The 24,212-nt window shown below is 72.6% G+C and carries 20 protein-coding genes and 2 pseudogenes; 12 read left to right on the forward strand and 10 right to left on the reverse strand.

Annotation, left to right across the window (positions count from 1 at the left end):
- Window positions 1–18 precede the first annotated feature (18 nt).
- On the reverse strand, window positions 19–2,298 hold the full coding sequence (locus tag ABII15_RS04120) for an FdhF/YdeP family oxidoreductase (RefSeq protein WP_353940890.1): 2,280 nt from the start codon (window positions 2,296–2,298) through the stop codon (window positions 19–21).
- 192 nt (window positions 2,299–2,490) lie between these two features.
- Between ABII15_RS04120 and ABII15_RS04125 the strand changes: the two genes are divergently transcribed.
- Together ABII15_RS04125 and ABII15_RS04130 are read left to right on the forward strand one after the other, a co-directional pair.
- Window positions 2,491–3,396 (forward strand): LysR family transcriptional regulator, encoded by a 906-nt coding sequence (locus ABII15_RS04125; RefSeq protein WP_353940891.1) that lies wholly within the window; start codon window positions 2,491–2,493, stop codon window positions 3,394–3,396.
- A 118-nt stretch (window positions 3,397–3,514) separates the two neighbouring features.
- On the forward strand, window positions 3,515–4,021 hold the full coding sequence (locus ABII15_RS04130) for a DinB family protein (RefSeq protein ID WP_353940892.1): 507 nt from the start codon (window positions 3,515–3,517) through the stop codon (window positions 4,019–4,021).
- Between the two features lie 15 nt (window positions 4,022–4,036).
- On the opposite strand, the gene ABII15_RS04135 is transcribed toward ABII15_RS04130, so the two are convergent.
- A complete protein-coding gene (locus ABII15_RS04135; protein ID WP_353940893.1) occupies window positions 4,037–4,561 on the reverse strand; it encodes a hypothetical protein in 525 nt (174 codons plus the stop codon).
- A 380-nt stretch (window positions 4,562–4,941) separates the two neighbouring features.
- Between ABII15_RS04135 and ABII15_RS04140 the strand changes: the two genes are divergently transcribed.
- From ABII15_RS04140 to ABII15_RS04150, 3 genes are read left to right on the forward strand one after another with little or no spacing between them, the layout of a single operon-like run.
- Window positions 4,942–5,313, forward strand: a complete 372-nt coding sequence (locus ABII15_RS04140) for a hypothetical protein (protein ID WP_353940894.1) — start codon at window positions 4,942–4,944, stop codon at window positions 5,311–5,313.
- A 4-nt stretch (window positions 5,314–5,317) separates the two neighbouring features.
- Entirely contained in the window at window positions 5,318–6,346 is a 1,029-nt protein-coding gene (locus ABII15_RS04145; protein ID WP_353940895.1) for a hypothetical protein, read from the forward strand.
- Window positions 6,343–8,013, forward strand: a complete 1,671-nt coding sequence (locus ABII15_RS04150; RefSeq protein WP_353940896.1) for a hypothetical protein — start codon at window positions 6,343–6,345, stop codon at window positions 8,011–8,013. The genes ABII15_RS04145 and ABII15_RS04150 overlap by 4 nt, the downstream gene beginning before the upstream one ends.
- Here the strand turns inward: ABII15_RS04150 and ABII15_RS04155 are convergent.
- Window positions 7,997–9,763, reverse strand: a complete 1,767-nt coding sequence (locus ABII15_RS04155) for an APC family permease (RefSeq protein WP_353940897.1) — start codon at window positions 9,761–9,763, stop codon at window positions 7,997–7,999. The two genes, ABII15_RS04150 and ABII15_RS04155, sit on opposite strands and share 17 nt — an antisense overlap.
- Before the next feature lie 151 nt (window positions 9,764–9,914).
- Here ABII15_RS04155 and ABII15_RS04160 point away from each other — a divergent pair, with 151 nt between their 5' ends.
- From ABII15_RS04160 to mnhG, 6 genes are read left to right on the forward strand one after another with little or no spacing between them, the layout of a single operon-like run.
- A complete protein-coding gene (locus tag ABII15_RS04160) occupies window positions 9,915–12,806 on the forward strand; it encodes a Na+/H+ antiporter subunit A (protein WP_353940898.1) in 2,892 nt (963 codons plus the stop codon).
- Window positions 12,803–13,348 (forward strand): Na(+)/H(+) antiporter subunit C, encoded by a 546-nt coding sequence (locus tag ABII15_RS04165; RefSeq protein ID WP_353940899.1) that lies wholly within the window; start codon window positions 12,803–12,805, stop codon window positions 13,346–13,348. The genes ABII15_RS04160 and ABII15_RS04165 overlap by 4 nt, the downstream gene beginning before the upstream one ends.
- Window positions 13,345–14,931, forward strand: coding sequence for a Na+/H+ antiporter subunit D (locus ABII15_RS04170; protein ID WP_353940900.1), 1,587 nt, complete (start codon window positions 13,345–13,347; stop codon window positions 14,929–14,931). Before ABII15_RS04165 ends, ABII15_RS04170 begins: the two co-directional genes overlap by 4 nt.
- A complete protein-coding gene (locus ABII15_RS04175) occupies window positions 14,928–15,509 on the forward strand; it encodes a Na+/H+ antiporter subunit E (RefSeq protein WP_353940901.1) in 582 nt (193 codons plus the stop codon). The genes ABII15_RS04170 and ABII15_RS04175 overlap by 4 nt, the downstream gene beginning before the upstream one ends.
- Entirely contained in the window at window positions 15,506–15,799 is a 294-nt protein-coding gene (locus ABII15_RS04180) for a monovalent cation/H+ antiporter complex subunit F (protein WP_353940902.1), read from the forward strand. Before ABII15_RS04175 ends, ABII15_RS04180 begins: the two co-directional genes overlap by 4 nt.
- Entirely contained in the window at window positions 15,796–16,155 is a 360-nt protein-coding gene (mnhG, locus tag ABII15_RS04185) for a monovalent cation/H(+) antiporter subunit G (protein ID WP_353940903.1), read from the forward strand. The genes ABII15_RS04180 and mnhG overlap by 4 nt, the downstream gene beginning before the upstream one ends.
- On the opposite strand, the pseudogene ABII15_RS04190 reads toward mnhG, so the two are convergent.
- Window positions 16,148–16,432: pseudogene (locus ABII15_RS04190) on the reverse strand (phosphogluconate dehydrogenase C-terminal domain-containing protein); the annotation flags it as partial. The gene mnhG and the pseudogene ABII15_RS04190 overlap by 8 nt on opposite strands.
- Here ABII15_RS04190 and ABII15_RS04195 point away from each other — a divergent pair.
- A pseudogene (locus tag ABII15_RS04195) lies at window positions 16,428–16,805 on the forward strand (FCD domain-containing protein); the annotation flags it as partial. The pseudogenes ABII15_RS04190 and ABII15_RS04195 overlap by 5 nt on opposite strands.
- Window positions 16,806–16,845: 40 nt before the next feature.
- Here the strand turns inward: ABII15_RS04195 and ABII15_RS04200 are convergent.
- The 6 genes from ABII15_RS04200 to ABII15_RS04225 are packed head-to-tail and all read right to left on the reverse strand — an operon-like array spanning window position 16,846 to window position 24,154.
- Complete coding sequence (locus ABII15_RS04200; protein WP_353940904.1) at window positions 16,846–17,772, reverse strand: GNAT family N-acetyltransferase; 927 nt, start codon at window positions 17,770–17,772, stop codon at window positions 16,846–16,848.
- Window positions 17,769–19,883, reverse strand: coding sequence for a peptidase C14 (locus ABII15_RS04205; RefSeq protein WP_353940905.1), 2,115 nt, complete (start codon window positions 19,881–19,883; stop codon window positions 17,769–17,771). Before ABII15_RS04205 ends, ABII15_RS04200 begins: the two co-directional genes overlap by 4 nt.
- A gap of 14 nt (window positions 19,884–19,897) precedes the next feature.
- Window positions 19,898–20,758 carry an SDR family oxidoreductase gene (locus ABII15_RS04210; RefSeq protein ID WP_353940906.1) on the reverse strand — a complete coding sequence of 287 codons (861 nt, stop codon included), beginning with the start codon at window positions 20,756–20,758 and terminating at the stop codon, window positions 19,898–19,900.
- Window positions 20,755–21,597, reverse strand: a complete 843-nt coding sequence (locus ABII15_RS04215; protein ID WP_353940907.1) for an amidohydrolase family protein — start codon at window positions 21,595–21,597, stop codon at window positions 20,755–20,757. Before ABII15_RS04215 ends, ABII15_RS04210 begins: the two co-directional genes overlap by 4 nt.
- Window positions 21,594–22,784, reverse strand: coding sequence for a mandelate racemase/muconate lactonizing enzyme family protein (locus ABII15_RS04220; protein WP_353940908.1), 1,191 nt, complete (start codon window positions 22,782–22,784; stop codon window positions 21,594–21,596). Before ABII15_RS04220 ends, ABII15_RS04215 begins: the two co-directional genes overlap by 4 nt.
- Window positions 22,784–24,154: an aspartate aminotransferase family protein gene (locus ABII15_RS04225; RefSeq protein ID WP_353940909.1), complete on the reverse strand. Its 1,371-nt coding sequence runs from the start codon at window positions 24,152–24,154 to the stop codon at window positions 22,784–22,786. Before ABII15_RS04225 ends, ABII15_RS04220 begins: the two co-directional genes overlap by 1 nt.
- Window positions 24,155–24,212 lie beyond the last annotated feature (58 nt).

A 24,212-nucleotide genomic window follows, 5' to 3' on the forward strand; every position in this document is an offset into this window, starting at 1 on the left:
CCCTCGCCCCCGGCGGGTTCAGCGCCGCTCCAGGCGGACGACCACGGCCTTCGAGGTCGGGGTGTTGCTGCGCTCGGCGACGCTGTCCAGCGGCACCAGCACATTGGTCTCCGGGTAGTACGCGGCGGCGGAGCCCCGGGGCGTCGGATAGGCGACGGTCCGGAAGCCGGGTGCCCGCCGCTCGACGCCGTCCTCCCACACGCTCACGAGGTCGACGAGCTCGCCCTCCGCGAAGCCCAGTTCGGCCAGGTCGTCGGCGTGGGCCAGGACGACGCGGCGGGCACCCTTGATGCCCCGGTAGCGGTCGTCCATCGCGTACGGGATCGTGTTCCACTGGTCGTGCGAGCGCAGCGTCTGGAGGATGAGGTGCCCGGGCGGCGCCGTGAGCCCGGTGAAGGTGTTCGCGGTGAAGACGGCGCTGCCGCAGGCGGTCGGGAAGCGCAGTTCGTTGACCGGGTTGGGGAGGGTGAAGCCGCCGGGCTCGCGCACCCGGCGGTTGAAGTCCTCGAAGCCCGGGACGACGTGCGCGATGTGCTCGCGCACGAGGTCGTAGTCGTCCTCGAACGTCCGCCAGGCGATGCCGTGCCGGTCGCCGAGGACCGCGTGGGCCAGCCGGCTGATGATCGCGACTTCGCTGAGCAGCGCGGGCGAGGCGGGCGCCAGCCGGCCGCGGGTGGTGTGGACGTCGCTCATGGAGTCCTCCACCGTCATGAACTGCTCACCGGTGGCCTGCACGTCCCGGTCGCTGCGGCCCAGGGTGGGCAGGATCAGCGCGGTCCGGCCGCAGACGGTGTGCGAGCGGTTGAGCTTGGTGGAGATGTGGGCCGTGATCCGGCAGTTGCGCAGGGCGCGTTCGGTCACGTCGCTGTCGGGCGTGGCCCGGACGAAGTTGCCCGCCACGCCGAGGAAGAACCGGGCCCGGCCGTCGCGCATCGCCCGGATCGCGTCGACGGAGTCCAGGCCGTGGCGGGTCGGCGGCGCGAATCCGAACTCCTTCTCCAGGGCGTCGAGGAACGTCTGCGGCATCCGTTCCCAGATGCCCATGGTCCGGTCGCCCTGGACGTTGCTGTGGCCGCGCACCGGGCAGACGCCGGCGCCGGGCCGGCCGATGTTGCCGCGCAGCAGCAGGAAGTTGACGACCTCCCTGATGGTGGGGACGCCGTGCTTGTGCTGGGTGAGGCCCATGGCCCAGCAGACGATGACGCTGCGGGCCTTCAGCACCCGCTCGTGGACCTCCTCGATCTCCTCGCGGCGCAGTCCGGTGGCGGCGAGCACGTCGTCCCAGTCGAGGGCGCGGACGTTGTCGCTGAAGAGGCCGAAGCCGGTCGTGTGGCGGGCGATGAAGTCCTGGTCGAGGACGGTGCCGGGGGCCTTGTCCTCGGCCTGGAGGAGCAGCAGGTTCAGGGCCTGGAACAGGGCGAGGTCGCCGCCGGGGCGGATCTGGAGGAACTGGTCGGCGATCTGGGTGCCCCGGCCGATGACGCCGCGCGCCTTCTGCGGGTGCTTGAAGCGCAGGAGTCCGGCCTCGGGCAGCGGGTTGACCGCGACGATCCGTCCGCCGCGCCGTTTGGTCTCCTCAAGGGCCGACAGCATGCGGGGGTGGTTCGTGCCCGGGTTCTGGCCGACGACGAACACCAGGTCGCTGCTGTGCAGGTCCTCCAGGCCGACGCTGCCCTTGCCGATGCCGAGCGTCTCGTTGAGCGCGGAGCCGCTGGACTCGTGGCACATGTTGGAGCAGTCGGGGAGGTTGTTCGTGCCGAAGGCGCGGGCGAACAGCTGGAGCAGGAAGGCGGGTTCGTTGGCGAGGCGGCCGGAGGTGTAGAACAGCGCCTCGTCGGGGTCGTCGAGGCCGGTCAGTTCGTCGGCCAGCAGCTTCAGGGCCTCGTCCCAGCCGATGGGCTCGTAGTGGTCGCTGTCCGGCCGCTTCACCATGGGTTCGGTGAGCCGGCCCTGCTGGTTGAGCCAGTAGTCGGACCGTCCCGCCAGTTCGCTGACGGGGTGCTCGGCGAAGAACTCCCTGGTGACGCGGCGCGTGGTGGCCTCGTCGCTGATGTGCTTGGCGCCGTTCTCGCAGTACTCGTTGCGGTGCCGCTTGCCCGGTGCCTCCTCGGGCCAGGCGCAGCCGGGGCAGTCGATGCCGCCGGCCTGGTTGATGTTCAGCAGGGTGAGGGCCGTGCGGCGGGGCGAGGTCTGGCCGAGGGCGTACTTCAGGGCGTGGGCGACGGCCGGCGCTCCCGTGGCCCACGTCCTGGGCTTGTGCAGGGTCAGTTCCTCCGCGGGCTCGCCCGTGTCACGCATGCCCATCACCTCGGCGTCTCGTCCGTGGGCCGGGGAGTTCCGGCGGCCCGCGGACAGCAGCATTCGCCCGGGCCGCCCGCACGGTCAAAGCGGAAGATCCGATGGTCGATAGGCGGTTACGATCACGCACAGCCCGCCGTACCTCGCTCGATGTACGTCCCCTCCGAACCGAACAGGCGGTGGCCCCGGCCCGTGCTCCTGAGACAGCTCGAATACCTGGTGGCGCTGGCCCGCACCGGGCACTTCGCCCGGGCGGCCCAGAACTGCTACGTCTCCCAGCCGACCCTGTCCGAGGGCATCCGCAAGCTGGAGAGCGAACTGGGCGTGCCGCTGGTGCGGCGCGGCCACCGGTTCGAGGGGCTGACGGCGGAGGGCGAGGAGGTCGTGGTGTGGGCGCGGCGGATGCTCGCCGACCGGGACGCCATGACGGCCGGTCTGGCCGCGCTGCGCTCCGGTCTGGAAGGTGAGTTGCGGATCGGTGCCGTGCCGACGGCGGTCGCGGCCGTCGCGTTGCTGACGCAGCCGTTCTGCGCGGCGAATTCGCACACCACCGTACGGGTGCACGCGGATCTTCAGGGCGACGAGATCGTCCGGCGGCTGCGCGCGTTCGAGCTGCACGGCGCGGTGACCTATCCGACCCGTGAGCCCGGTCTGCCGTTCGTGCCGCTGTACCGGGAGCGGTACGTCCTGCTCACGCAGGAGGCGGCCGACGTCGACGCGGAGGGCGTCGGCTGGGCCGAGGCGGCGTCCCTGCCGCTGTGTCTGCTGCACCCGCACATGGTGGGCCGTCAGGTGCTCGACGCCGTCTTCACCGAGCTGCGGGTCGCGGTCGCGCCGCGCGTGGAGACCGACTCCATCGCCTCGCTCATCGCGCACGTCCGCACGGGGCACTGGTCGACGGTCGTCCCGCACACCTGGCTGCACGTCTTCGGCATCCCCGCCGGGATGCGGGCCGTGCCGCTGCTGCGGCCCCGGCGCAGCGCGGGCATCGGGCTGCTGCTGCCGCCCCGTACCCCGCTGTCGGTGATGGAGCAGGCGCTGGCCGACCTGGCCCGCACGTCGTCGATGCACGTGGCGCTGGACGAACTCCCGGGCTGAGCCGTCCAGGAGCGCGCCGCGCTGTGCGGCAAGCCGGGTGCCGGAGGCGGGGCGACGCGGCGACGCCCGTCGACAATTGGCTCGACACCGGCCGCACGGACACGACACCCTGCCCCCGATGACCAGAATCGATGACACGCCCAAGGCGTGGGACGAGCGGACGCAGCTCACCACGTTTCTCGACTACACACGTGACACGGCACGCGCCAAGTGCGAGGGCATCTCCGAGGAGGATGCCCGCAGGGCGCTGCTGCCCGGCTCGCCGCTGATGACGGTCAGTGGGCTGATCAACCATCTGCGGTGGGTCGAGTACTACTGGTTCCAGGTGGTGTTCCTCGGCGAGGAGGACCGGGGGCCCTGGACGGACGAGGATCCCGACCGGGAGATGCGGATCGCCGTGGAGTTCCCGGTGGGGCAGGTACTCGACGAGTACGGCGCGCAGTGTGCCCGGAACCGGGAGCTGGCCGCCGGGGCGGAGCTGGACACGCGGGCCGAGCGGCCGCTTCGGGACGGGCTCCACGTCGATCTGCGGTGGATCCTGCTCCACCTGACCGAGGAGACCGCCCGGCACAACGGGCATCTGGACATTCTGCGGGAGATGCTCGACGGCACCACCGGCTCCTGAGGCCCGCCACGGCGGTCAGTGGCCGGCGAGGAGTTTCACGCCGACCACGCCCAGGCCGATCACGGCGTTGAGGACGCCGGTGACCGTGGCGCGCAGGACACCCGCCCCGACGCTGCGGCCACCGGCGAAGCCCCACAGGGCGAGCGCCGCGACCTCGCTGTAGACCGAGATCCACAGGGCGGTGTCGAGGTGCAGCGCGCCCGCCGCGGACAGACCGATCAGGAGCAGCGGTCCCACGGCACTGGTCAGCAAGGGGCTGCTGACGAAGAGCACGTGCCGGATCTCGTGGGCTCCGGGCCTGCTGCGGTGGGCGACCGGGTGTGCTTGCAGGTCCGCGACGAGGGTCGCCAGCCACAGACCGAGCGCTGTCACGGCGACGGCGACCACAGCGCCCGAGTGGCTGGGGTGACCGCTCATGGCGAGGCCCACCAGGACGGCGAGCAGGGTGAGCGAGGCGTAGATGCGCTCCTTGAGCCGTTCTCCCCACACCTCCGCCCGCTCGTGCGCACCGGTGTCCGGGCCCGTACTGCCGTCGGTCACGTCGAAGGTCCTTCCCGTACGTCGTCCTTGTCGTCGCGAACGTACACAGCCGCCCGCGCCCGGCGGCGTGGCAACACGGCCGGGCCCGTCCGTGGTACCGATGAACGCGCCCCCACACGGTGTCACGCACGACGAAGCCGACCGCACGCCGCCTCTCCCCCGGGCGGTCCACCAGCGGTGACGCCCGCGCGGCAGGACCGGCGCGGCTGCCCCGGCCGCCGTGCGGAAGGTGCCGGGCGCACCGTCAAGTCGCCTGCATCGGCGGCACGTTGGCCGTGTCATGAGCCTGTAACGGTGATCGGTCCGCTCTCGCGCCCCGCCCCGCCGCCTGGCAGACTGACAAGGATGCTCTGACCGCCTCGGGGGAGGAACCGGACGGCATGACAGCGACGATCTCGGTGCGGGTCGAGGGGCCCGTCGGCCTGGACGAACCCGAGGAACTCCGCGCCGAGCTGGCGCGGGAGACCGCACTCCAGTGGCAGGTGGAGGCGCCGGCCGAGGAGCGGGGCACGCTCGACGGCGGGACGGCCGCGGCCCTGCTGATGGCGGTCCTCACCAGCGCCACCGGTGCCGTGGTGCAGGCCGCGGCGCAGCGTGCCGTCGACGCGTGGCGCGGGCGCCGGCTCGACCCGCCGCCCGTCACCATCGTCGTGCTCCAGGCGAGCGAGCAGCCGCAGTCGCCGGACGAGACGGACGGCGACGACGGCAATGGCGATGGCGACCGGCCGCCCGCTCTTCCCGAGGGGAGCTGAGGAGATGGCTCTCCGGGCCCTGGTGATCGGCGTCGGCACCTACGAGGCGAACTCGGGGATGAGTGGTTATCCCACGATCGAGACCAGCGCCCGCGCCTACGGGGACGCGCTCGCCCGGGACCCGCGCTGGGGCGACGCCGGCCGCTCGGTGATCCTCTCCGGCGACGCCGCGTACTCCGCGGACGGCGTGATGCGCGCCCTGCACGACGCCGCGGCGGCGGGCGAGGGGCCCGAGGACATCCTCCTCGTCGTGTACGTCGGGCACGGCGCGTACTGGAAGGACGTCCCCGGCGGCCAGGTCCACTTCGCCGTCGGCTCCTCGTACCAGAACGAGCCGTGGACGTGGCTGTCGTCCTGGTACGTGTACCGGGCCATCCGGCAGAGCCGGGCCGGCCTCAAGGTCCTCATCACCGACTGCTGCTACTCGAACCTGCTGCCGCACCTCGGCCCGGAGTCGCCGCTGCCGGGCATCCTGGGCACCCGCTCCGACGGCACCTGTGTCTTCAGCGCCGTCAGCGGGAACGTGCACAACGCGTCGGCCGACGCCTGCGCCAATCTGCCGAGCCCGCTCGACGGCTGCACCCCGTTCAGCGGCCATCTGCTGAACGTGCTGGGGCAGGGCATGTCCGAGCACGACGACGACCTCACGCTCGGCGCCCTGCGCGCGGGCATCGACGAGGACATGCAGTCCTGCGGGGTGCACGACGCGCCCCGGATGCTGCTCAACGACGCCTCCGAGGCGGCGGCGCTGTTCACCAACCACGCCAAGGGCCGCCGCCCGCCCGGCCGCGAGCCGCAGACCGAGGACGACTGGGTGCGCGAACTGCGGCTGTACGGCGAGCGCAAGCTGCGCAGCCTGATGCTGAAGCCCGACCTGGCGGGCCGGGTCGTGGTCCGGCTGAAGTCCGGCGACGAGCAGAGCCGTGACCTGGCGAGCCGGGTCGAGCGCCGCGCCGCGACGCTGCTCGCGAATCCGGTGGACTTCGTCCGCTACTGGCGTGAGATCGAACCGGCGCTCCTGGGCGGCGCGTGAGCGAGCACAACGGCGCCGTCGGCGCCCGCCGCACGCATCTGCTGTTCCAGCCGGACGTGGCCGCGCTGCTCACCGAGGACTACGCGTGGGTGACACAGGTCGACGGGCCGCAGTTCGCCCGGATCCTCGAGCAGATGCGGTCCACGCGCAGCGAGGCCATGGCGATGCGCGCGCTGCACGCCTTCGCGCTGCGCCGCGGTGTCCAGGACCTGGTGGAGCTGGCGGACGGGTTCGACGCCCGCGACGCGGTCATGATCATGGCGACGGCGGCGCTGGCCCGGCCGGTCGGCGAGGCCGCCGAACTGGCGATGCTCCAGCACGAGATGGAGGCGGGCCGGCCCAGCGCGCCGATCACCGCGAGCATCGTGCACGACGTCGCCTGCCAGCGCACCGCGTTCGACGTGGCGGTCTTCGTACGGGTCGTGCGTGATCAGTACCCGCAGCTCGCGGACCGGACGGTGGCGGTGTTCGGCGGCCCCGACTCGGGCCGCACCAACCTCGACAAGGCGCTGCTGCACACCGCGTTGCTCGACGAGAAGTGCCCGGTCCAGGCCGACCGCCTGCTGGAGCTGACGCTGAACGTCGTGGCCACCCACACGCCCGGCGGTCCGGAGGGCCAGGGCGAGGAGATCGCCGACCTCGCGGGCGCGTTCCTGCACCTGAGTCCGCACGGGCAGATCCTGGAGACCTGGGCGCAGACGCAGTTGAGCGCGCCCGACGCCCGGCAGGTGGACCAGGCACGCAAGCTCATCGCCCGGCTGATCGCGCGGCGCGGCGCGGGCCACGACGCGCTGGCCGCCCACATCGGCCGCACCGCGCAACCGCGCGACGTGGTCAAGCTCTGCGCGCTGCTGACGCGTGAGGAGGATTCGCCGGCCAAGTGCGAGCTGCTGCGCCGGCACGCGGCCGGGCAGCCGAACGTCCAGGGGCTGGCGAAGCTGGTGTCGCTGTGGCACCGGGATCCGCTGCTCACGGCCGGTACGCGTGAGCTGCTGGCCGACATCGTGACCGTGCCCGCCGGTCCGGACGACGTGCCGCGCTCCCTCGATGTCCTCGCGCAGCTGTGCGACTGGCTGAACGAGGAGGAGGGCGGCGACCAGACCTGCGTGGCGCTGCTGTGCCACATCGCCGCGGTGCAGGTGCGCGGGCGCTCCGGAGCGGAACTGACCGAGCTGCTGAACCGCATCACGCGCAACCGCGAGCGGACCCGGGCCGCGCACGAGGTGGGCCGGCAGCTCGCCGTCGCCGTGATGGAACCGGGCGGCGACCGGCACTGGTTCGTGGACTGTCTGGTCGTCCTGCGGGAGAGCCGGCACGCGGAGGCGGTGGAGGCCGCCTGCCGTGAACTGTCCGACCCGTCGACGTCGCAGCCGGCGGACGCCCTGCTCGTCGCCGACGTCGCGCGGCTGCTGCACGCCGCCGGACTGGAGAACGCGGCCTGGACCCTGCTCGAACGGTTCCTGGAGAACGAGCAGTTGGTGCAGGCCTCCGACGTGCTGTGCGTGGTGCGGGGCGTGCTGGCGATCCCGCTGCCCGACGCGGAGCTGCTGCTGCGCGCCACGGTGGGCCGCTGGTCGGACGTGCGTCACCGTGACGAGGCGGTCGGCACGCTGCGCGCGGAGGGCCTCGGCCCGCAGGCCGACTGGATCGTCAAGTCTCTGCGCTGACCCGGGGGCGGGGCGCCGCGCCCTGGTGCGGCAGGGTGGGCTTGACCCGGTCCATGTAGCGGCGGGCGGCCCGCACGAGCAGCGGGAAGACCACCAGGGCCGCCAGCACGGAGACGGTGCGCGTGACCGGCGCCGCGCTCTCGCCGAACAGTTCGCGCAGGCCCGTGCAGCCCACGAGCACGGCGATGTAGCCGACGAGCAGCAGCAGCGGCCGTACCGCGGGATCGCCGCGCCGGGTGAACCGGGACAGGTGCTCACGGGCGTCGTAGTGGCGCAGCACCCGCCCGATGTACGGCAGGTCGCGCCCGGCGAGCCAGGGCAGCGCGAGGAGCAGCGCCGCCCCGGTGCCCACGCCCGCCATGCCCCGCCAGACGTCGGCCCAGCCCGCCTCGTGGATCACCAGGGCGATCGCGACGAACGCGGTGTAGGCCAGGGCCCAGCGGACCGTCGTGCGCAGCCAGGTCGCATCGGTGCCGGGCAGCGCCACGAGGACGACGCCCGGCATGGCGTAGACGACCATGATCGGGACGCTGTTGAGGGCGACCAGCTGCTCCCAGTTGCCGCGCACGAGGGCGAGGGTGGTCAGGCCGATGACGAGGTTGACGATGAGGATCATCCAGTACGCGTCGATCTCCGCCCCGCGGAACTTGAACGAGGCGCGACGCGCGGTCTGGAGGCCGCGGTGGGTGAGGTGGGCGCGGCTGAGGGCGGCGACCTCGCGGGTCAGGGCGTGGGTGAAGACGATGCCGGAGCCCATCGGGGACAGGACGGCGTTGAGCCGGATCAGCCAGGCCAGCCAGGTCATCGAGGCGGCGGTGGCGAACTGGGCGTAGGGCGACTGGAGCATGTCCGCGGCGAGGGAGCCGCAGTTCTGCGAGAACACGTACTGCAGCGCGGTGTAGAGGGCGACGGCGCCGACCAGGGTGCCGTAGACGGCCCAGCGCAGGCGGGCCGCCTCTCCCATGCCGCGGCGCTTGATGTTGCCCGCGAAGTCCAGGGGCGCCTGGAAGCCGATGTACGCGTAGATGATGCCGCCGCCGAGCACCACGTACAGGGCGGAGAAGTGGTCGGCCTGGCCGCGCAGCCGGTCGGCGCCGCCCGACTGGCCGCTCAGGTACCAGGCGTCGCCCGGTGTGCAGGAGCCGGCGGCGTCGGTCGCGGCGAAGGTGAGGCAGACGACGATGAGCAGCGGGACGAGCACCTTGATCACGGTGATGAAGAGGTTCAGCCGTATCAGCCGCCGGGCGGGCAGCAGGTTGAAGCCGACGACGGCCATCATCAGCACGACGGCGCACAGGGCGCCTGTGAACGACAGGTCGTTGGCCCGGTCGAGGCCGGTGGGCAGCCCGCCGGTGTGGCCGCTGCGCAGCAGGGACGGGAACCAGTGGGCGAGGCCGCGCACCATGGCCGCGGCCTCGCTGGCCGGGTTCACGGCGTAGACGATCCACAGGGCCGCGGCGACGACGGTGGCCACGAGCGGTCCCGCGGCCTGGAGCGGCAGGAATATCAGGCCGCCGGTCTTGGGCGCGGCGATGCCCAGTTCGACCATGACGGCGGCGATCAGCAGCATCACGGCGCCGCCGATCACCCAGGCCCACACGGCGTCCCCGCCCGCAGCCCAGTGGGCCTGCCCGGCGGCGAGCAGCCAGCCGGAGCCGACGACACCACCGGCCGCGAGTCCCACCAGATCGAGAACGGACAGCCGCCGCCCCTCGTCCACGTCCTCCGCCGAACCACCCCGGACACGCATGTAACCCAACTCCCTCCCCCGTCCCTGGAGTTGTAGCAGGCCAGGCTATCCCCGTTGCCGTGCGGAAGGCAGATGAACGGCGCAACGATCCCTGCATGCCGCCCGGCGCGTCTCACCCGCTATGAACCATAAGTCCAGATATGCATGGTTCATGACCTTGTTGGTCCTCGCACACTTCGCCGTCGCGCTCTGCGCCGCACCGCTGGTCCGCAGGGCGGGCCCGCGTGCCTTCCTCGTGCTCGCCCTCCCGCCCCTGGCGGCGCTCTGCTGGGCGCTGTCCCGGTGGGACGAGGTGGCGTCGGGCCGGCCGAGCACCGAAACCTGGTCCTGGATCGGGGCGTACGACGTCGAGGCCGCGTTCCGGCTCGACGCGCTCTCGCTCGTGATGGTGCTGCTCGCCGCCGGGATCGGGGCCCTGGTGCTGGTGTACTGCGCCGGCTACTTCCGGCCCGGCACCCGCCAGTTGGGCCAGTTCGGCGGCAATCTCCTCGCGTTCGCGGGCGCGATGCTCGGACTGGTCCTGGCCGACGATCTGATGATCCTCTATCTGTTCTGGGAGTTGACGACCGTCCTGTCGTTCCTCCTCATCGGGTACGACAGCGAGAAGCGCGGCAGCCGCCGCTCCGCGCTCCAGGCGCTGACCGTCACCGCGGCGGGCGGGCTCGCGATGTTCGTCGGGTTCCTGATGCTCGGGCAGCTCGCGGGGACGTACCGGATCTCGCGGATCGTCGACGCGCCGCCCGCGCCGAGCGCCGCGCTCACCGTGGCCGTCCTGCTGATCCTGTGCGGGGCACTGGCCAAGTCCGCGGTGTGGCCGCTGAGTCTGTGGCTGCCCAACGCGATGGCCGCGCCCACCCCGGTCAGCGCCTATCTGCACGCGGCGGCGATGGTCAAGGCGGGCGTCTACCTGATCGCACGGCTCGCCCCGGCCCTCTCGGACGTCACGCCGTGGCGGCCGGTGCTGCTGACGCTCGGCACGGCGACGATGCTGCTCGCGGGCTGGCGGGCGCTGCGGCTCAACGACATCAAGATCGTGCTGGCCTACGGCACGGTCAGCCAGCTGGGGTTCCTCGTCGTGCTCGCGGGCGCCGGGTCGTACGACACCGCGCTGGCGGCCGTCGCGATGATCCTGGGCCACGCACTGTTCAAGGCCCCGCTGTTCCTCGTGACCGGGATCGTCGACCACGCGGCGGGCACCCGCGATCTGCGGCGGCTCTCGGGAGTGGGGCGGTCGCTGCCGTGGGTGTGCGCGGTCGCCGTCGTGGCCGGCGCGTCGATGGCCGCGCTGCCGCCGCTGCTCGGCTTCGCCGCGAAGGAAGCCGCGTTCGACGCGCTGGCGCACGGCGGTACCGGCGAGCGGTGGTCCCTTGCGCTGATCGTCGTCGGCTCCGCGCTCACCACCGCGTACACCCTGCGCTTCCTGTGGGGTGCCTTCGCCCGCAAACCGGGCGTCGCCGACACCCCGGTGCACCGGGTCGGCGCCGGGCTGCTCGCCCCGCCCGCGCTGCTCGCGCTCGGCTCGCTCGTGTTCGGCCCCGGCATCGGCCTCCTTGCGACGCTCTTCGAGGAGTACGCGCACTCCTACCCGGTGCCCGAGCACCCCTACCACCTCGCCCTGTGGCACGGCTTCGGGCTCGCGCTCGGGCTGTCGGCGCTCGCCTGGGCGGGCGGTGCCGCGCTCTTCGTGGCGCGGGAGCCGGTCGTGCGGCTCGGGCGGCGGCTCGCCTGGCCCAAGGCCGACGAGGTGTTCGGCCGGATCGTGCTCGGCCTGGAACGCTCCGCCCTCCAGGTGACGGGCTCCGTGCAGAAGGGCTCGCTGCCCGCCTACGTGGCCACGGTCCTCGCGGTCATGCTCGCCGGGCTCGTCGCGGTCCTCGCCACCGACCGGCCCTGGGACGGCGCCCCGGCGCCCCGCGTCTGGGACTCCCCGTGGCAGGCCGGGGTCGGCGCGCTGACCTGCGCCTGCGCCCTGATGTGCCTCCTGGTGCAGCGGCGCATGAAGGCCGCCGTCCTCGCGGGCCTCACCGGATACGGCACCGCGGCGCTGTACATCGTGCAGGGCGCCCCCGATCTCGCGCTCACCCAGTTCGGCGTGGAGACCGTGTCGACGGTCGTGCTCGTGCTCGTCCTGCGCCGACTGCCGGTCTTCTTCGGCGACAGCCGGAAGATCCGCCGCCGGCTCACCGGCGTCCTGCTCGCCCTGGGCAGCGGCGCCGTGGTGGCCTGCGCGGTGTGGCTCGCGGCGGGCGCGCGTACGGACGAACCGGCCGGGGCCGCGATGACCGAGGAGACCGCGCACCACGGCCTGAAGGACGTCGTCGCGACGATCCTCGTGGACTACCGGGCCTGGGACACGATGGGCGAGTCCGCCGTCCTCGCGGTGGCGGTGCTCGGCGTGACCAGCCTGCTCTACGTGCACCGCAGGCAGGGCCGGTCGGCCGCGCCCCCGGCGCGGCTGCCGGGCGGCGTGACGGCGTGGTCGCTGGCCACGTCCAAGCTCCGGGTGCCCGCCAAGTACCGGCAGGGGGCGCCGGAGCGCAGCTGGCTGGTGGCCGGGGACACGCTCGCGCCCGAGCACCGGTCGGTGGTGTTCGAGGTGGTGGCCCGGCTCGTCTTCCACCCGATCCTGATGCTGTCCGTGTACCTGCTGCTGTGCGCGGAGAACCTGCCGGGCGGCGGCTTCGTCGGCGGGCTGGTCGCCGGGGTCGCGCTGACCATCCGTTACCTCGCGGGCGGGCGGCACGAGCTGGCGGCGGCGGCCCCGGTGCACCCGGGCTTCTTCACCGGTCTCGGTCTCGCCCTGTCCACGGCCGTCGCCCTGGTGGGGCTCGCCGACGGGACCGTGCTGCACGGCTGGACCTGGCACGGGCATTTGCCGCTGATCGGCGACTGGCACGCGAGCACCGCGGTCCTGTTCGACCTCGGCGTGTATCTGCTGGTGCTCGGCGTGGTGCTCGACGTCGTCCGCGCCCTCGGGGCCAAGATCGACCAGCAGACCGAGTACAGGGCGGGCCTCGCGCTCGCCGGTGAGGAGCGCGGGTGACCATCAGTGCGACCCTGCTGGTCTGCGGCATCGTGCTGGTCGCCGCCGGCGGGATGCTGATCCTGACCCGCAGCCTGACGCGGGTGCTGATCGGCATCATCGTGTGCGGCAACGGCGTCAATCTCTTCGTGCTCGCCTCGGCCGGGCGGGCCGGGCTGCCCCCGCTCCTGTACCCGGGTGTGCCGCACGCCCGGGTGACCGACCCGCTGCCGCAGGCCATCTGTCTGACCGCCGTCGTGATCACGCTCGCCACCACGGCGTTCGTGCTCGCGATGGCGTACCGCAGCAGCCAGTTGACCGGTTCGGACTTCGTGCCGGACGACATCGCCGACCGGCGCGTGGTGCTGCGCGCCCAGATCGCCGAGGAGCGCCACGAACTGCGGGAGCAGTACCGCGGGGAGGGCAAGCGGGCCTGGCGCGAGGAGCGGCGCGAGCAGCGCCACCGGATCCGCGAGGACCGTGCCTTCCAGGCGCGGGCCCGGGACTCCTCGGGTGACCTGTGGGACGACGTGCTCGGCACCGATCCGGAGGAGACCCGGTGAACGCTCTCGTTCCGCTGCCCGTCGTCATGCCGCTCACGGTGTGCGGCCTGAGCCTGTTCATCGGGCCCCGGCTGCGCTGGCTGCACCGCGTGATCACCGTCGGGGTGCTCGCCGGGGTCCTGGCCGTCGACCTGGTGCTGCTCGTGGAGTCCGACCGCACGGGCCCGCTCGTCGTCCACCTCGGCGACTTCGGGCCGCCGCTGGGCGTGACCCTGGTCGCCGACCGGCTGGCCGCGCTGATGCTGACCGTGTCGGGCGCCGTCACCCTCATCGTGCTCGTGTACGCGATGGGCCAGGACATGGCCGACCGCGAGGAGAACGCGCCGCTGGCCGTCTTCCACCCGGCGTACCTGGTGCTGGTCTCCGGGGTGTCGCTGACCTTCCTCGCGGGCGACCTCGTCAATCTCTACGTCGGCTTCGAGATCATGCTGATGGCGAGCTTCGTGCTGCTGACGGTGGGCGCCACCGAGCCGCGCATCCGCGCCGGTTCGACCTATGTCGTCGTCTCGCTCGTCTCCTCCCTGGTGTTCCTCGCCGGGGTGGCCGTGACGTACGCGGCGGCGGGCACCGTGAACTTCGCGCAGCTCGCCGTACGGATGCCCGAACTCCCGCTCGGCGTGCGGACCATGGCCGAGGTGCTGCTGCTCACCGTGTTCGGGGTGAAGGCCGCCGCGTTCCCCGTCGCGGCCTGGCTGCCGGACTCGTACCCGACGGCGCCCGCGCCGGTGACGGCGGTCTTCGCGGGCCTGCTCACCAAGGTCGGCGTGTACTCGATGATCCGCGCGGAGACCCTGCTGTTCCCCGGGAACCGGCTCTCGGCCGTGCTGATGGCGGTGGCGTTCGCGTCGATGGTCATCGGCATCATCGGCGCGGTCGCCCAGACCGACCTGAAGCGGCTGCTGTCCTTCACGCTGGTCAGCCACATCGGCTTCATGCTGTTCGGGCTCGCGCTCGGCAGCCGGGGCGGCATCGGCGGCGCCGTCGTGTACACGGCCCACCACATCACCGTGCAGACGACGCTGTTCCTGGCGGCCGGTCTGCTGGAGAAGCGGTACGGGACGACGGAACTGACCCGGCTCGGCGGCACCGCCAGAACGGCCCCGCTGCTGGCCGCCCTGTGGTTCGTGCCCGCGATGAACCTCGCCGGGATCCCGCCGCTGTCCGGCTTCATCGGCAAGCTGGGGCTGATGCGGGCGGGCGCGGCGGACGGCGGCGCCTGGGCGTACGTCCTGCTCGCCGGGGCGGCGGTGACGAGCCTGCTGACGCTGTACGTGATGGTGAAGGTCTGGAACCTGGCGTTCTGGCGGGGGCCCGCGGTGACCGAACTCCCGCTGGAGGGCGATGTCCTGGAGGAGAGCGACGATCCCGACTCGGCGCCCGAGGACGGCTCGGGACCCGCGACGAAGACCGTCGTGCGCACCACCGCCCGGATCCCCCGCGTGATGACGGTGGCGACCGCGGCGGCCGTCGCCCTCGGTCTCGCCTACACCGTGCTTGCCACCCCGCTGACCGGCCTGGCCGACCGCTCGGCGGCCGAACTCCTCGCCCGTACCCCCTACGTCAAGGCGGTGCTCGGACCGTGAACTCCCCCTCCCTCGCGGCGCGCAGGCGCCGTCTCGACTGGCCGCTCATCGCCTGGCTGACCGTCATCTGGATGCTGCTGTGGTCGGGCCTGACCTGGGGCAACCTCATCAGTGGCGTCGTCGTCGCGGTCATCCTGTGCCTGGCGTTCCCGCTGCCGTCCGTCGATCTCGCCCTGCGGCTGCGCCCGCGCGGCATCCTGCGGCTCGCCGGATACCTGCTGGTCGACATGGTGACGTCGAGCGTCGTCGTGACCCGGCACGCGCTGACGGGGCGCCGCCGTCCGGCCGCCGTGCTGCGGGTGCCGCTGCGCTGCCGCACGGACCTGATGATCGCGGCGACCGCCGTCGCGGTCTCCAGCGTGCCGGGCGGCGCCCTGGTCGAGGTCAACGCCGCGACGGCCACCTTGTACCTGCACGTGAGCGACGCCGACGACCCCGCGACGGCGCCCCGCTCGCGCCGGGACGTCTGGCGGCTTGAGGCCCTGGTCGTGCGGGCCTTCGGGACCCGTGAGGAGATCGCGCGGATCGCGGCGGACCCCGATCCGTCCTCCCCCACCGGAAAGGAGAGCGGCTCGTGAGACTGGCCAACGACATCCTGCTCAACGCCGCCCTGACGCTGATCATCCTCGCGGGCGTGCTGCTGCTCATCCGCATCTGGCGCGGCCCCTCGATGCTGGACCGGGCAGTCGCCGTCGATGTGGCCGCGGTGCTGATCATCGCCGGGATCGGGGTGGACGCGGCGATGACCCGGACCCGCTACTACCTGTCGATCATGCTGGTGCTCGCCTTCCTCGGCTTCACCAGCTCGGTCGGCATCGCCCGGTTCATCGCCTCGCGCGACCGCGCCGGAACCAAGGAGCGCCCGTGAACGCCTGGCAGCAGACGGCCGATCTGGCCGGATCGATCCTTCTCTTCCTGGGCGCCGCCGTCTGTCTGGCCGGGGTCATCGGGATGCTCACGCTGCCCGACGTCCTCACGCGCAGCGCCACCGCGACCAACCCGCAGACGTTCGGCATGCTGCTGCTCGTCGCCGGTCTCGCGCTGCGGCTGCGCTCCGGGGTCGACCTCGGCACGCTCGCCCTGGTCGCCTTCTTCCAGCTCCTGACCAGCGCCGTCGCCGCCCATCTGGTCGCGCGGGCGGCGTACCGCACCGGCCAGACGGGCGACTGCGCCCTCCTCTACGACGAGCTGAGCGCGCCGGAGGACACGCGCCCCAGCGCTTGATCTCCTTGATCTTCAGCATCCGCGTGATGACCTTGTCGAGCTCGGCGTCGTCGAAGACCTTCTTCCAGTCGTCGCGGACGATCGACTCGCGGCCGTAGTCCATGGCGATGAGGCAGGCGTCCGAGAACGGGTTGGAGCCCTTGAGGGTGTTGGCGAGCGCGACCTGGGTGTGGCCGAGCAGCATCGCACGGGCCGCCTTCTCGGGCACGCCGACGGTGTGCACGGTCTCGTGCAGGGCCTCGGTGAGCAGCGCGCCGACCATGCAGGCGATGGTCTCGGCGCGGCTCGCCGCCGAGCGGGCCACCGACGAGGACGTGGCGCGCCTGGAGGAGCACCTGCGGGACATGCGCGAGGCGGGCGGGGACGTCAAGGCGTTCGTCGACGCCGACATCGCCTTTCATCTGGAGTGCGCGAACATCGCGCGCAACACGGTGCTGAGCGACATCCTGCACAGCATCCGGGCGCTGCTCCAGGTCTGGATGGAGCGGGTCAACGACATCGAGGGCACCGTCACCGGCACCCTCTGCGAGCACGACGCCGTCCTGGAGGCCATCCGCTCGCGCGATCCCGAGGCCGCGGACCGGGCGATGGCCGAGCACATGCGGATGGCGAGCGAGCGGCTTCAGACGTCGATCGGCGACCCCGCCTGACACGTCCGCGCCGCGGGTGGTGCCGCCGGGCGGCGGGCTCTCAGAAGGAGTCGCCGTACCAGTAGGCGGCGCCGGGTGCCGTAAGGGTCTGTTCCACGGTGCCGGCCGGTGTGAGCAGCGGGCGGTACATGCCCGTCGTGTCGGTTCCCCGTGCCACGGCGCCGGCCCGCAGCAGCCGGGGCAGGGCGCGCTCGGCGCCGGGCGCGTCGGGGAGCCGGGTGCGGGCCCGGACGGCTCCGGCGGCACGGGCCCGGACGGCCAGTCCCGCGTACAGGGTGCCCAGGCAGTCGTCGTCGGCGACGGCCGCCTCCAGCACCTCCGCCGTGCCGTCGGCGATCCGGGCGACCAGCCAGCCGCGCGGTCCGCCCGCCCTGTCCTCGGCCACCAGGTGGAGCGTGTCGTGGCCGTACCAGGCCGGTACCCGCACCCGCCAGTCGTCGGCCGAGCGCACCGAGCTGAGCGGGCGGCGGGCGTTGTGCCGTTCCTGGAGGCGGGCCAGCGGTGCGCGGTCGCCGGGGCGTGCCTCGCGTACGCCGACGGGGGCGTCCGGCGCGTCGGCGAGCGGCCCCTCGGCGTACGGCCGCGCGAACGTCCGCCAGCCGGAGCCCTCGTAGACACCGGGTGTGCCCGTGAACAGCAGGGACCAGCCGCAGCCTTCGCTGATCATGCTCGCCGTGGCCTCGGCGAGCAGGGCGCGGACCAGCCCCCTGCCGCGCGCCTCGGGCCGGGTGGCGACACTGCCGATGCCGCCGATCCGGTGCGGGGCGCCGTGGGCGTCGCGCACCGTGCGCGGTACGTGGACGACGACGGCGTCGAGGCTGCCGTCGTCCGCGGCGGCGACGAACGTGCGCCGGTGCCGGTCCGCGTCGAGGGCGTACAGGGCGGGCAGGTGGGGTGCGTCGCCGAAGCACCGGGACCACAGCGCGTACAGGGCGGGTTCGTCGGCGGCGGTGGCGGTGCGGATCACAGGAGGAGGTTTCCGTCGGTGCGCACGCGGTCGCCGTCCTTCGGCATGGCGTCGCGCGTGGTGCCTTGTTCGACGCAGGCGGTGTGCAGGACGTCGGCGCAGGCGGCGGCCTCCAGGCGCAGGCGGCCGCCGGTGAAGCGGCAGCCGGTGGCGGCGTAGTGGTTGGTGCCGTCGGCGATCCGGACATGGGCGGTGGCCGCGTCGTCCGTACGGGAGTCGGCGCCGGTCAGCTGCCAGGTGACGGTGCCGGAGCCGCCGGCGGCCCGGCCGAGGAGCGCCTTGGCCTTGTTGGTGCCGGTGATGCGGGTGCCGCCGGTGATCTGGAGGTGCTGGTCGCGGACGGCGCTCAGCTCGATGCCCGTGTCGGTGAACGTGCCGCCTTCGACGACCAGTTGGGCCGCTCCCACGGACAGCGGGGCGGCGTCCTCGGCGCCCTCGACGGTGCAGTCGGTGAGGTGGACGGGGCCCGCGCCGCGCAGGACGAGCCCGTCGGCGCCCTTGATCACGCAGCGTACGAAGTGGACGGGGGCGGTCACCGGGGTCTGGACGAGGACGGTGCCCGCGGGCGGGGCGAAGTCGCAGTCGCTGATCACGGTGGGCCGTGTGGAGCGGGCCGAGCGCTGGGCGACGGCGAAGGTCTTCGCGGTGCAGCCGCGCAGTTGCGCGCCGTCGGCGTTCACCGTCAGGGTGCCCGCCTGGTCGAAGGTGGGGCGGGCGATGACGGTGACGTCCTCCAGGGTCAGGTCGGTGATCTTCGTGTTGGCGGTGAACCAGGAACAGGTGTGCCGGCGCACGGTGATGCGCTTGGCCGAGATCCCCCACTGGGCACCGGAGTTGGCGATGTCCATCAGCCCGGAGTTGCCGTCGAAGAGCAGGTCGTGCTCGTACTGGCCGTGGGTGGTGAAGGGGTTGCCGCCCGCGTCGTCGCCGTCGCCGTGGCAGTTGACGACGGTGCAGTAGGCGGACGCCGTCAGGTCGTTGAGGTGGCGCACGTTGCTGGTGGTGCAGTCGGCGACGCGGCCGTAGAGGCAGTAGATCTGCTGGGTGAGATAGCCGGCGCCGCCGTACTCGACGGTCGGCGGGTTCTTCAGGGAGCACTGCTCGGTACGGAACCGGGTGCACCAGCGCCGCATGATCACCGGCCAGAAGGAGCCGGTGGCGTGGATGCCGGAGACGTCGCAGTCCACCGCGTACTCGTACGAGACGGGGTGCGAGCCGGTGTACTCGTCGTCGCCCGCGCCCTCGAAGACGAGGTTGCGCACATGGGTGTCGCGGACGGGCTCGACACGGGTCCAGGTCAGGGTGCGGCCCTTGGCGAGCGGCCAGCCGTTGAGGTAGTTGACGCGGATGTGGGTGCCGTCGACGATCTCGGTGATCTCGACGAGCTTCTGCAGCTCCCGCTCGTCGCGGCCGCCGCCCGCCACCGGGTCGACCTGCACCGTCCACCACTGGCCGACCGCGAAGGCGGACGGGTCCGGCACGGGGAAGGTGTCGGTCAGCTCGATGACCTCGGCGGGCAGCGCGTAGGTGTGGGTGGTGTCGGTGGGGGTGCCGCGGAAGGCGAGGACGGCGCCGAAGGGGTTGTCGTGGGTGTTGGCCTCGATGCCTTTGGTGAGCATGCGGTGGCCGTGGAAGTCGAGTTCGATGCGGGAGCGGTGCCACAGGTGACGCTTGGTGAACAGCAGGTCGGTGTGGGCCTCGACGCGGTGGACGTCCGGGTCGCCGACCATCGCGTCCAGCGCCGCGTCGGCGGGGGTTTCGGCGTCGAAGTGGCCGAAGGTGCGGAAGTCGACGATTCCGGTGTGGAGTTGGTGCCAGCGGCCCCGGGTGGTGGTCTTGGCGGGGGCGATGACGGTGCCGCCGTTGTGGGCGGCCTTGGAGGCGGCGTCCCAGCGCACGGCCATCCCGCCGCCGTCACCGGCCTCGTGGTATCCGGCGACGATGACGACCGCCCCGTCCCGGACCCCCTTCGACGTCCGCAGGGCGGCGACGGTGTCGACGTACAGGGCATCCTCGCGGGCCGCCGCGTGCGCCGTGCCGGAGGTGGCGGTCAGGACGCCCACCCCGGTCAGTCCGGACAGCAGCAGGGCCCGTCTGCGTGACTCGTCCATCGGGACGTCGCTCCTCAGGTGTCGTGTGACATGTCGTGGGAGGTGAGGGAGTTGCGGTACGGCGGCATGAACCGCATCCGGGGCATCTGGTCGGCGAGGACCCCGCCGTCGACGACGATCCGGGCGCCGGTGATGTACGCGCCCGCGTCGGAGGCGAGCAGCAGCAGCGCGCCGACGCAGTCGTCCGGCTGGGCGTAGTGGCCGAGCGGGATGCGCTCGCGGTAGGCGGCCTCGAACGCCTCGCGGTCGAAGGGGAACTCCCCGTCGATCGGCGTCTCGACCATGCCGGGCGCGAGGGTGTTCGCGGTGATGCCGTGCGGGGCGAGCTCCACCGCGTACGTCTCGGTGAGCAGCTGCGCCGCCGCCTTGGATGCGTTGTAGTGGGCCAGGCCCGCCTCGGCGACCAGGGCGTTCTTCGAGGTGATGGTGATGACGCGGCCCCGGACGCCGTCCGCGACCATGTGCTCGGTGACGCGCTGGGTGAGGAAGAAGACGGCGTCCACGTTCACCCGCATCACCGCCGCCCAGCTCGCCGGGGTGATCTCGCCGACCCGCTCGAGGGCGGCCGTGCCCGCGTTGTTGACGAGGATGTGCAGCGGGCCGCACTCGGCGCGGACGGTGTCGGTGAAGCCGGCCAGCTCCTCGGTGCGGGACAGGTCCTGGCCGTACGTCCACGCGCGGCGGCCGAGCTTCTCGACGGCGGCGGCCGTGGTGGCGATGCCCTCGGCGTCCGGCAGGTCGACGAGGACGAGGTCCGCGCCCGCCTCGGCCAGGCCGACGGCGAAGGCGCGGCCGAGGCCCCGGGCCGCACCGGTCACCAGCGCGGTGCGGCCCGTCAGGTCGAAGCGGTCGACGCCGCGCGCCCCGGTGCTCACGACAGCCCCAGGAGGTCGAGCGAGGGGCGCTCGATGATGGCCTCCACCGCGTCGGCGTCGAGCGGCGGGAGGCCGGGGATGCCGGGGATCGCGGCGATCTCCCGCAGCCCCTTCACCGAGTCGTCGACGGTGGTGAACGGGTAGTCGCTGCCGAACAGCAGCTTGTGCAGGACGCCGTAGTCCTGGGCGAGCCGGAGGCTGTGCCAGAGCTGGAACGGCCGGTAGTGCAGGGCGCTGACGTCCGCGTAGACGTGCGGGTGCTTGCGGATGACGGCGATGCACTCGCCCTCGAAGGGGTGGCCCAAGTGGGCCAGGACCATGCGGAGTTCGGGGTGGCGGATGGCGACCGCGTCGAGGTGGCGCGGCATCGCGTACTCCAGGGGCGCCGCCGACACGAAGGTGGTGCCGGTGTGCACCAGGAGCGGCAGGCCGTGCCGCTCGGCGTACGCGTACAGCTCGTCGTACTCCTCGGCGGCCGGGTCGAAGCCCGCGTACATCGGCATGAGCTTGATGCCGCGCAGGCCCAGCTCCTGGTGGCCGTAGCGCAGTTCGTCCTGCCAGCCGGGCTGGGTGGGGTCGAGGGCGAGGTAGCCGATGAGGCGGTCGGGGCGCTCGGCAACGTAGGCGGCGACGGCCTTGTCGTCGACCCACAGGCCGCTGCGGCGGGCCTTGCCGCCGACGACGATCGTGCGCGTGTCGGCCGGTGAACTGGCCGCGTATTCCTCCCACTTGACGGTGAGGTCGACCTCGCCCTCGTGGGCGCGTGCGGAGTCGGAGGCGAACGGGTCGGTGAAGTCGTGGCTGTGCCGGAACAGATGGGAGTGGACGTCGACGATCATGTCCGGTTCCTCTTCTCCCAGCCCTCGGCGAACATGTTCCAGAACCGGTGGGTCGGCGGGTGCTCCTCGAAGACCTCGTCGACGAGTTCGACACCGAGGCCCGGCGCGGTGGGCAGGTCGACGTGTCCGTCGGCGGCGAGCGGCAGGGTGCCCTTGAGGGCCTGGAAGACGTAGTCCTCCAGGAGGCCGTCGAAGGTCTCCAGGATCTTGAAGTTGGGGATGCCGAGCGCGGCGTGCACCGAGACGGTGGTGCACAGCGGCGAATTGGAGTTGTGCGGGGCGACGAGCATGCCGTGCGTGTCGGCGATCGCGGCGAGCTTGCGGACCTCGGTGAAGCCGCCGGCCATCGACAGGTCGGGCTGGATGATGTCGACGGCCTCGGTCGCGAAGAGCTGCTTGTACTCGTAGCGGTTGTGGAAGTGCTCGCCGCCGGAGATCGGGAACGGGGCCCGCTGCCGCAGCTCGGCGTAGCGCTCGATGTGCGTCCAGGGCAGCGGCTCCTCGAACCAGCCGATGTCGTACGGCTCCAGCTCGCGCAGCAGCCGGGACGCGGTCGGCATGGCGAACCGGGCGTGCCCCTCGATGAAGAGGTCGACGTCGGGTCCGACGGCCTCGCGGACGGCGGCGACGAGGTCGACGGAGCGGCGCAGTTCGGCGCGCTCCAGCTCGTGCAGGCCGGGGCCGAAGGGGTCGAACTTCAGGGCGGTGAAGCCCTTTTCGAGGATGGCGCGGGCCTTCGCGGCGAAGACCTCCGGGTCGCGCTCGCCGTTGTACCAGCCGTTGGCGTAGACGCGGACGCGGTCGCGGCAGGCGCCGCCGGTGAGGCGGTAGGCGGGCACGCCGAGGGCCTTGCCCATCAGGTCGTACATGGCCTGGTCGAGGCCGGACAGGGCGACGCCGCCCATGTCGCCGCCGCGCAGGAAGTCGCCCTGGTAGAGGCGGAGCCAGATCTCCTCGATGTCGAAGGGGTCGGCGCCGATGAGGTGGCGGCGGGCGAGGGACTCGGTGAGGGCGCAGACCTCTTGGCCCCGGTAGGGGTGGGTGATCTCGCCGATGCCGGACAGGCCCTCGTCGGTGTGCACGCGGACGTAGCCGAAGTCGCGCCAGGCGGTGCCGAGCATCAGGGTCTCGACGCGGGTGATGCGTCCTGCGGGGCCCGCGGGGCGGGTGGTGTTCACGGTGAGCATCAGTTGACCGCCCCGCCCATCGTGGAGGCGTTCTCCAGGTCGCGTGCGCCGCCCTCGGCGAGGACGGCCTTGACGGCGGCCTCGGTGCCTTCGAGAAGCCGGTCCACGTCGGCGTCCGTGTGGGCGTAGCTGATGTGGCTGCGCTTGAGGTTGAGGGGCAGCTCGAACAGACCGTGGTCGAGGAGCTTGCGGCGGTAGCCGACGAACAGCGACGCGTCGTTGGCGAGCAGGTCGTCGTAGGTGCGCGGGGTCTCGGGGCCCGGCATGAAGTACGAGACGAAGACGGAGCCGTGCCCGGTGACGACGGCGGGGACGCCCAACCGGGCGTACAGCGCGGTGAGTTCGGCGCGGACCCGGTTGCCGAGCCGGTACACGTGGGCGTGGACCGGCTCCTCGCGCAGCTTGCGCAGGGTGGCGAGGGCGGCGGCGACCACGGACGGGTGGCCGTTGTAGGTGCCGGCGAAGAAGGCGGGGGCGCCGGGCCGGGTGGAGAAGAGGTCCATCAGGTCGGCGCGGCCGCCGATGGCGCCGACGGGCGCGCCGTTGGCGATGGCCTTGCCGAGGGTGGTCAGGTCGGGGGTGACGCCGCAGATGGACTGCCAGCCGCCGAGGTCGTGCCGGAAGCCGGTGATGACCTCGTCGAAGACGAGCACGCTGCCCGCCCTGGTGGTCTCCTCGCGCAGGGTGGTGAGGAACTCCTGGTGCGGCAGGAGCGCACCGACGTTGTGCGGGACCGGCTCGACGATGACGGCGGCGATGTCGTGGCCGTGCTCGGCGAAGGCGCGGCGCACGGCCTCGCTGTCGTTGAACGGCAGGACGAGGGTGGCGTCGAGGACCTCGGGCAGGATGCCCGTGGAGATCGGGTCGTGGGAGCCGACCTTCTCCGGCGCGGAGATGACGTTGAGGCTCACGGAGTCGTGCCAGCCGTGGTAGCAGCCCTGGAACTTGACGACGAGGCGGCGGCCGGTGGCGGCGCGGGAGACGCGCAGCGCGTGGAACGTGGCCTCGCTGCCGGTAGAGGTGAGCAGCACCTTCTCGACGGACGGGATCAGCTCGACGAGCTGCTCGGCGAGCTGGACCTCGCCCTCGGTGACGCCGACGCCCATGTGACCGATGCGGGCGCCGGCCTCGGCGGCGGCGCGGGCCACCTCGGGGTCGTTGTGGCCGAGCAGCGGCGGGCCGAACGCGGCGTGGAAGTCGGTGAACTCGCGGCCGTCGGCGGTCCGGAAGCGGGCGCCGCCGGTTCCGGTGACGACGAGGTCGGTGAGACCGGGGATGCTGCGCTGGCCGCTGTTCACACCGCCGGGCACGACCGTGCGGGCGCGCTCGGCGATCCGGGCTCCGGAGGGGGCGTCCGGGCCTGAACTCATGGGGCTTGCTCCTTGCGTCGAGAGTCGTCGGTGTCAGGGGCCCTGCCCGGCCCGAGCA

The sequence above is a fragment of the Streptomyces sp. HUAS MG91 genome, from assembly GCF_040529335.1.
GTDB classification, from domain to species: Bacteria; Actinomycetota; Actinomycetes; order Streptomycetales; family Streptomycetaceae; genus Streptomyces; species Streptomyces tabacisoli.

Excerpts from the sequence above, each read along its gene's own strand:
- ABII15_RS04120 (WP_353940890.1), bottom strand. The coding sequence starts at position 2,298 with ATGCGTGACACGGGCGAGCCCGCGGAGGAACTGACCCTGCACAAGCCC.
- ABII15_RS04130 (WP_353940892.1), top strand. The coding sequence starts at position 3,515 with ATGACCAGAATCGATGACACGCCCAAGGCGTGGGACGAGCGGACGCAG.
- ABII15_RS04140 (WP_353940894.1), top strand. The coding sequence starts at position 4,942 with ATGACAGCGACGATCTCGGTGCGGGTCGAGGGGCCCGTCGGCCTGGAC.
- ABII15_RS04145 (WP_353940895.1), top strand. The coding sequence starts at position 5,318 with ATGGCTCTCCGGGCCCTGGTGATCGGCGTCGGCACCTACGAGGCGAAC.
- ABII15_RS04155 (WP_353940897.1), bottom strand. The coding sequence starts at position 9,763 with ATGCGTGTCCGGGGTGGTTCGGCGGAGGACGTGGACGAGGGGCGGCGG.
- ABII15_RS04160 (WP_353940898.1), top strand. The coding sequence starts at position 9,915 with ATGACCTTGTTGGTCCTCGCACACTTCGCCGTCGCGCTCTGCGCCGCA.
- ABII15_RS04205 (WP_353940905.1), bottom strand. The coding sequence starts at position 19,883 with ATGGACGAGTCACGCAGACGGGCCCTGCTGCTGTCCGGACTGACCGGG.
- ABII15_RS04215 (WP_353940907.1), bottom strand. The coding sequence starts at position 21,597 with ATGATCGTCGACGTCCACTCCCATCTGTTCCGGCACAGCCACGACTTC.
- ABII15_RS04220 (WP_353940908.1), bottom strand. The coding sequence starts at position 22,784 with ATGCTCACCGTGAACACCACCCGCCCCGCGGGCCCCGCAGGACGCATC.
- ABII15_RS04225 (WP_353940909.1), bottom strand. The coding sequence starts at position 24,154 with ATGAGTTCAGGCCCGGACGCCCCCTCCGGAGCCCGGATCGCCGAGCGC.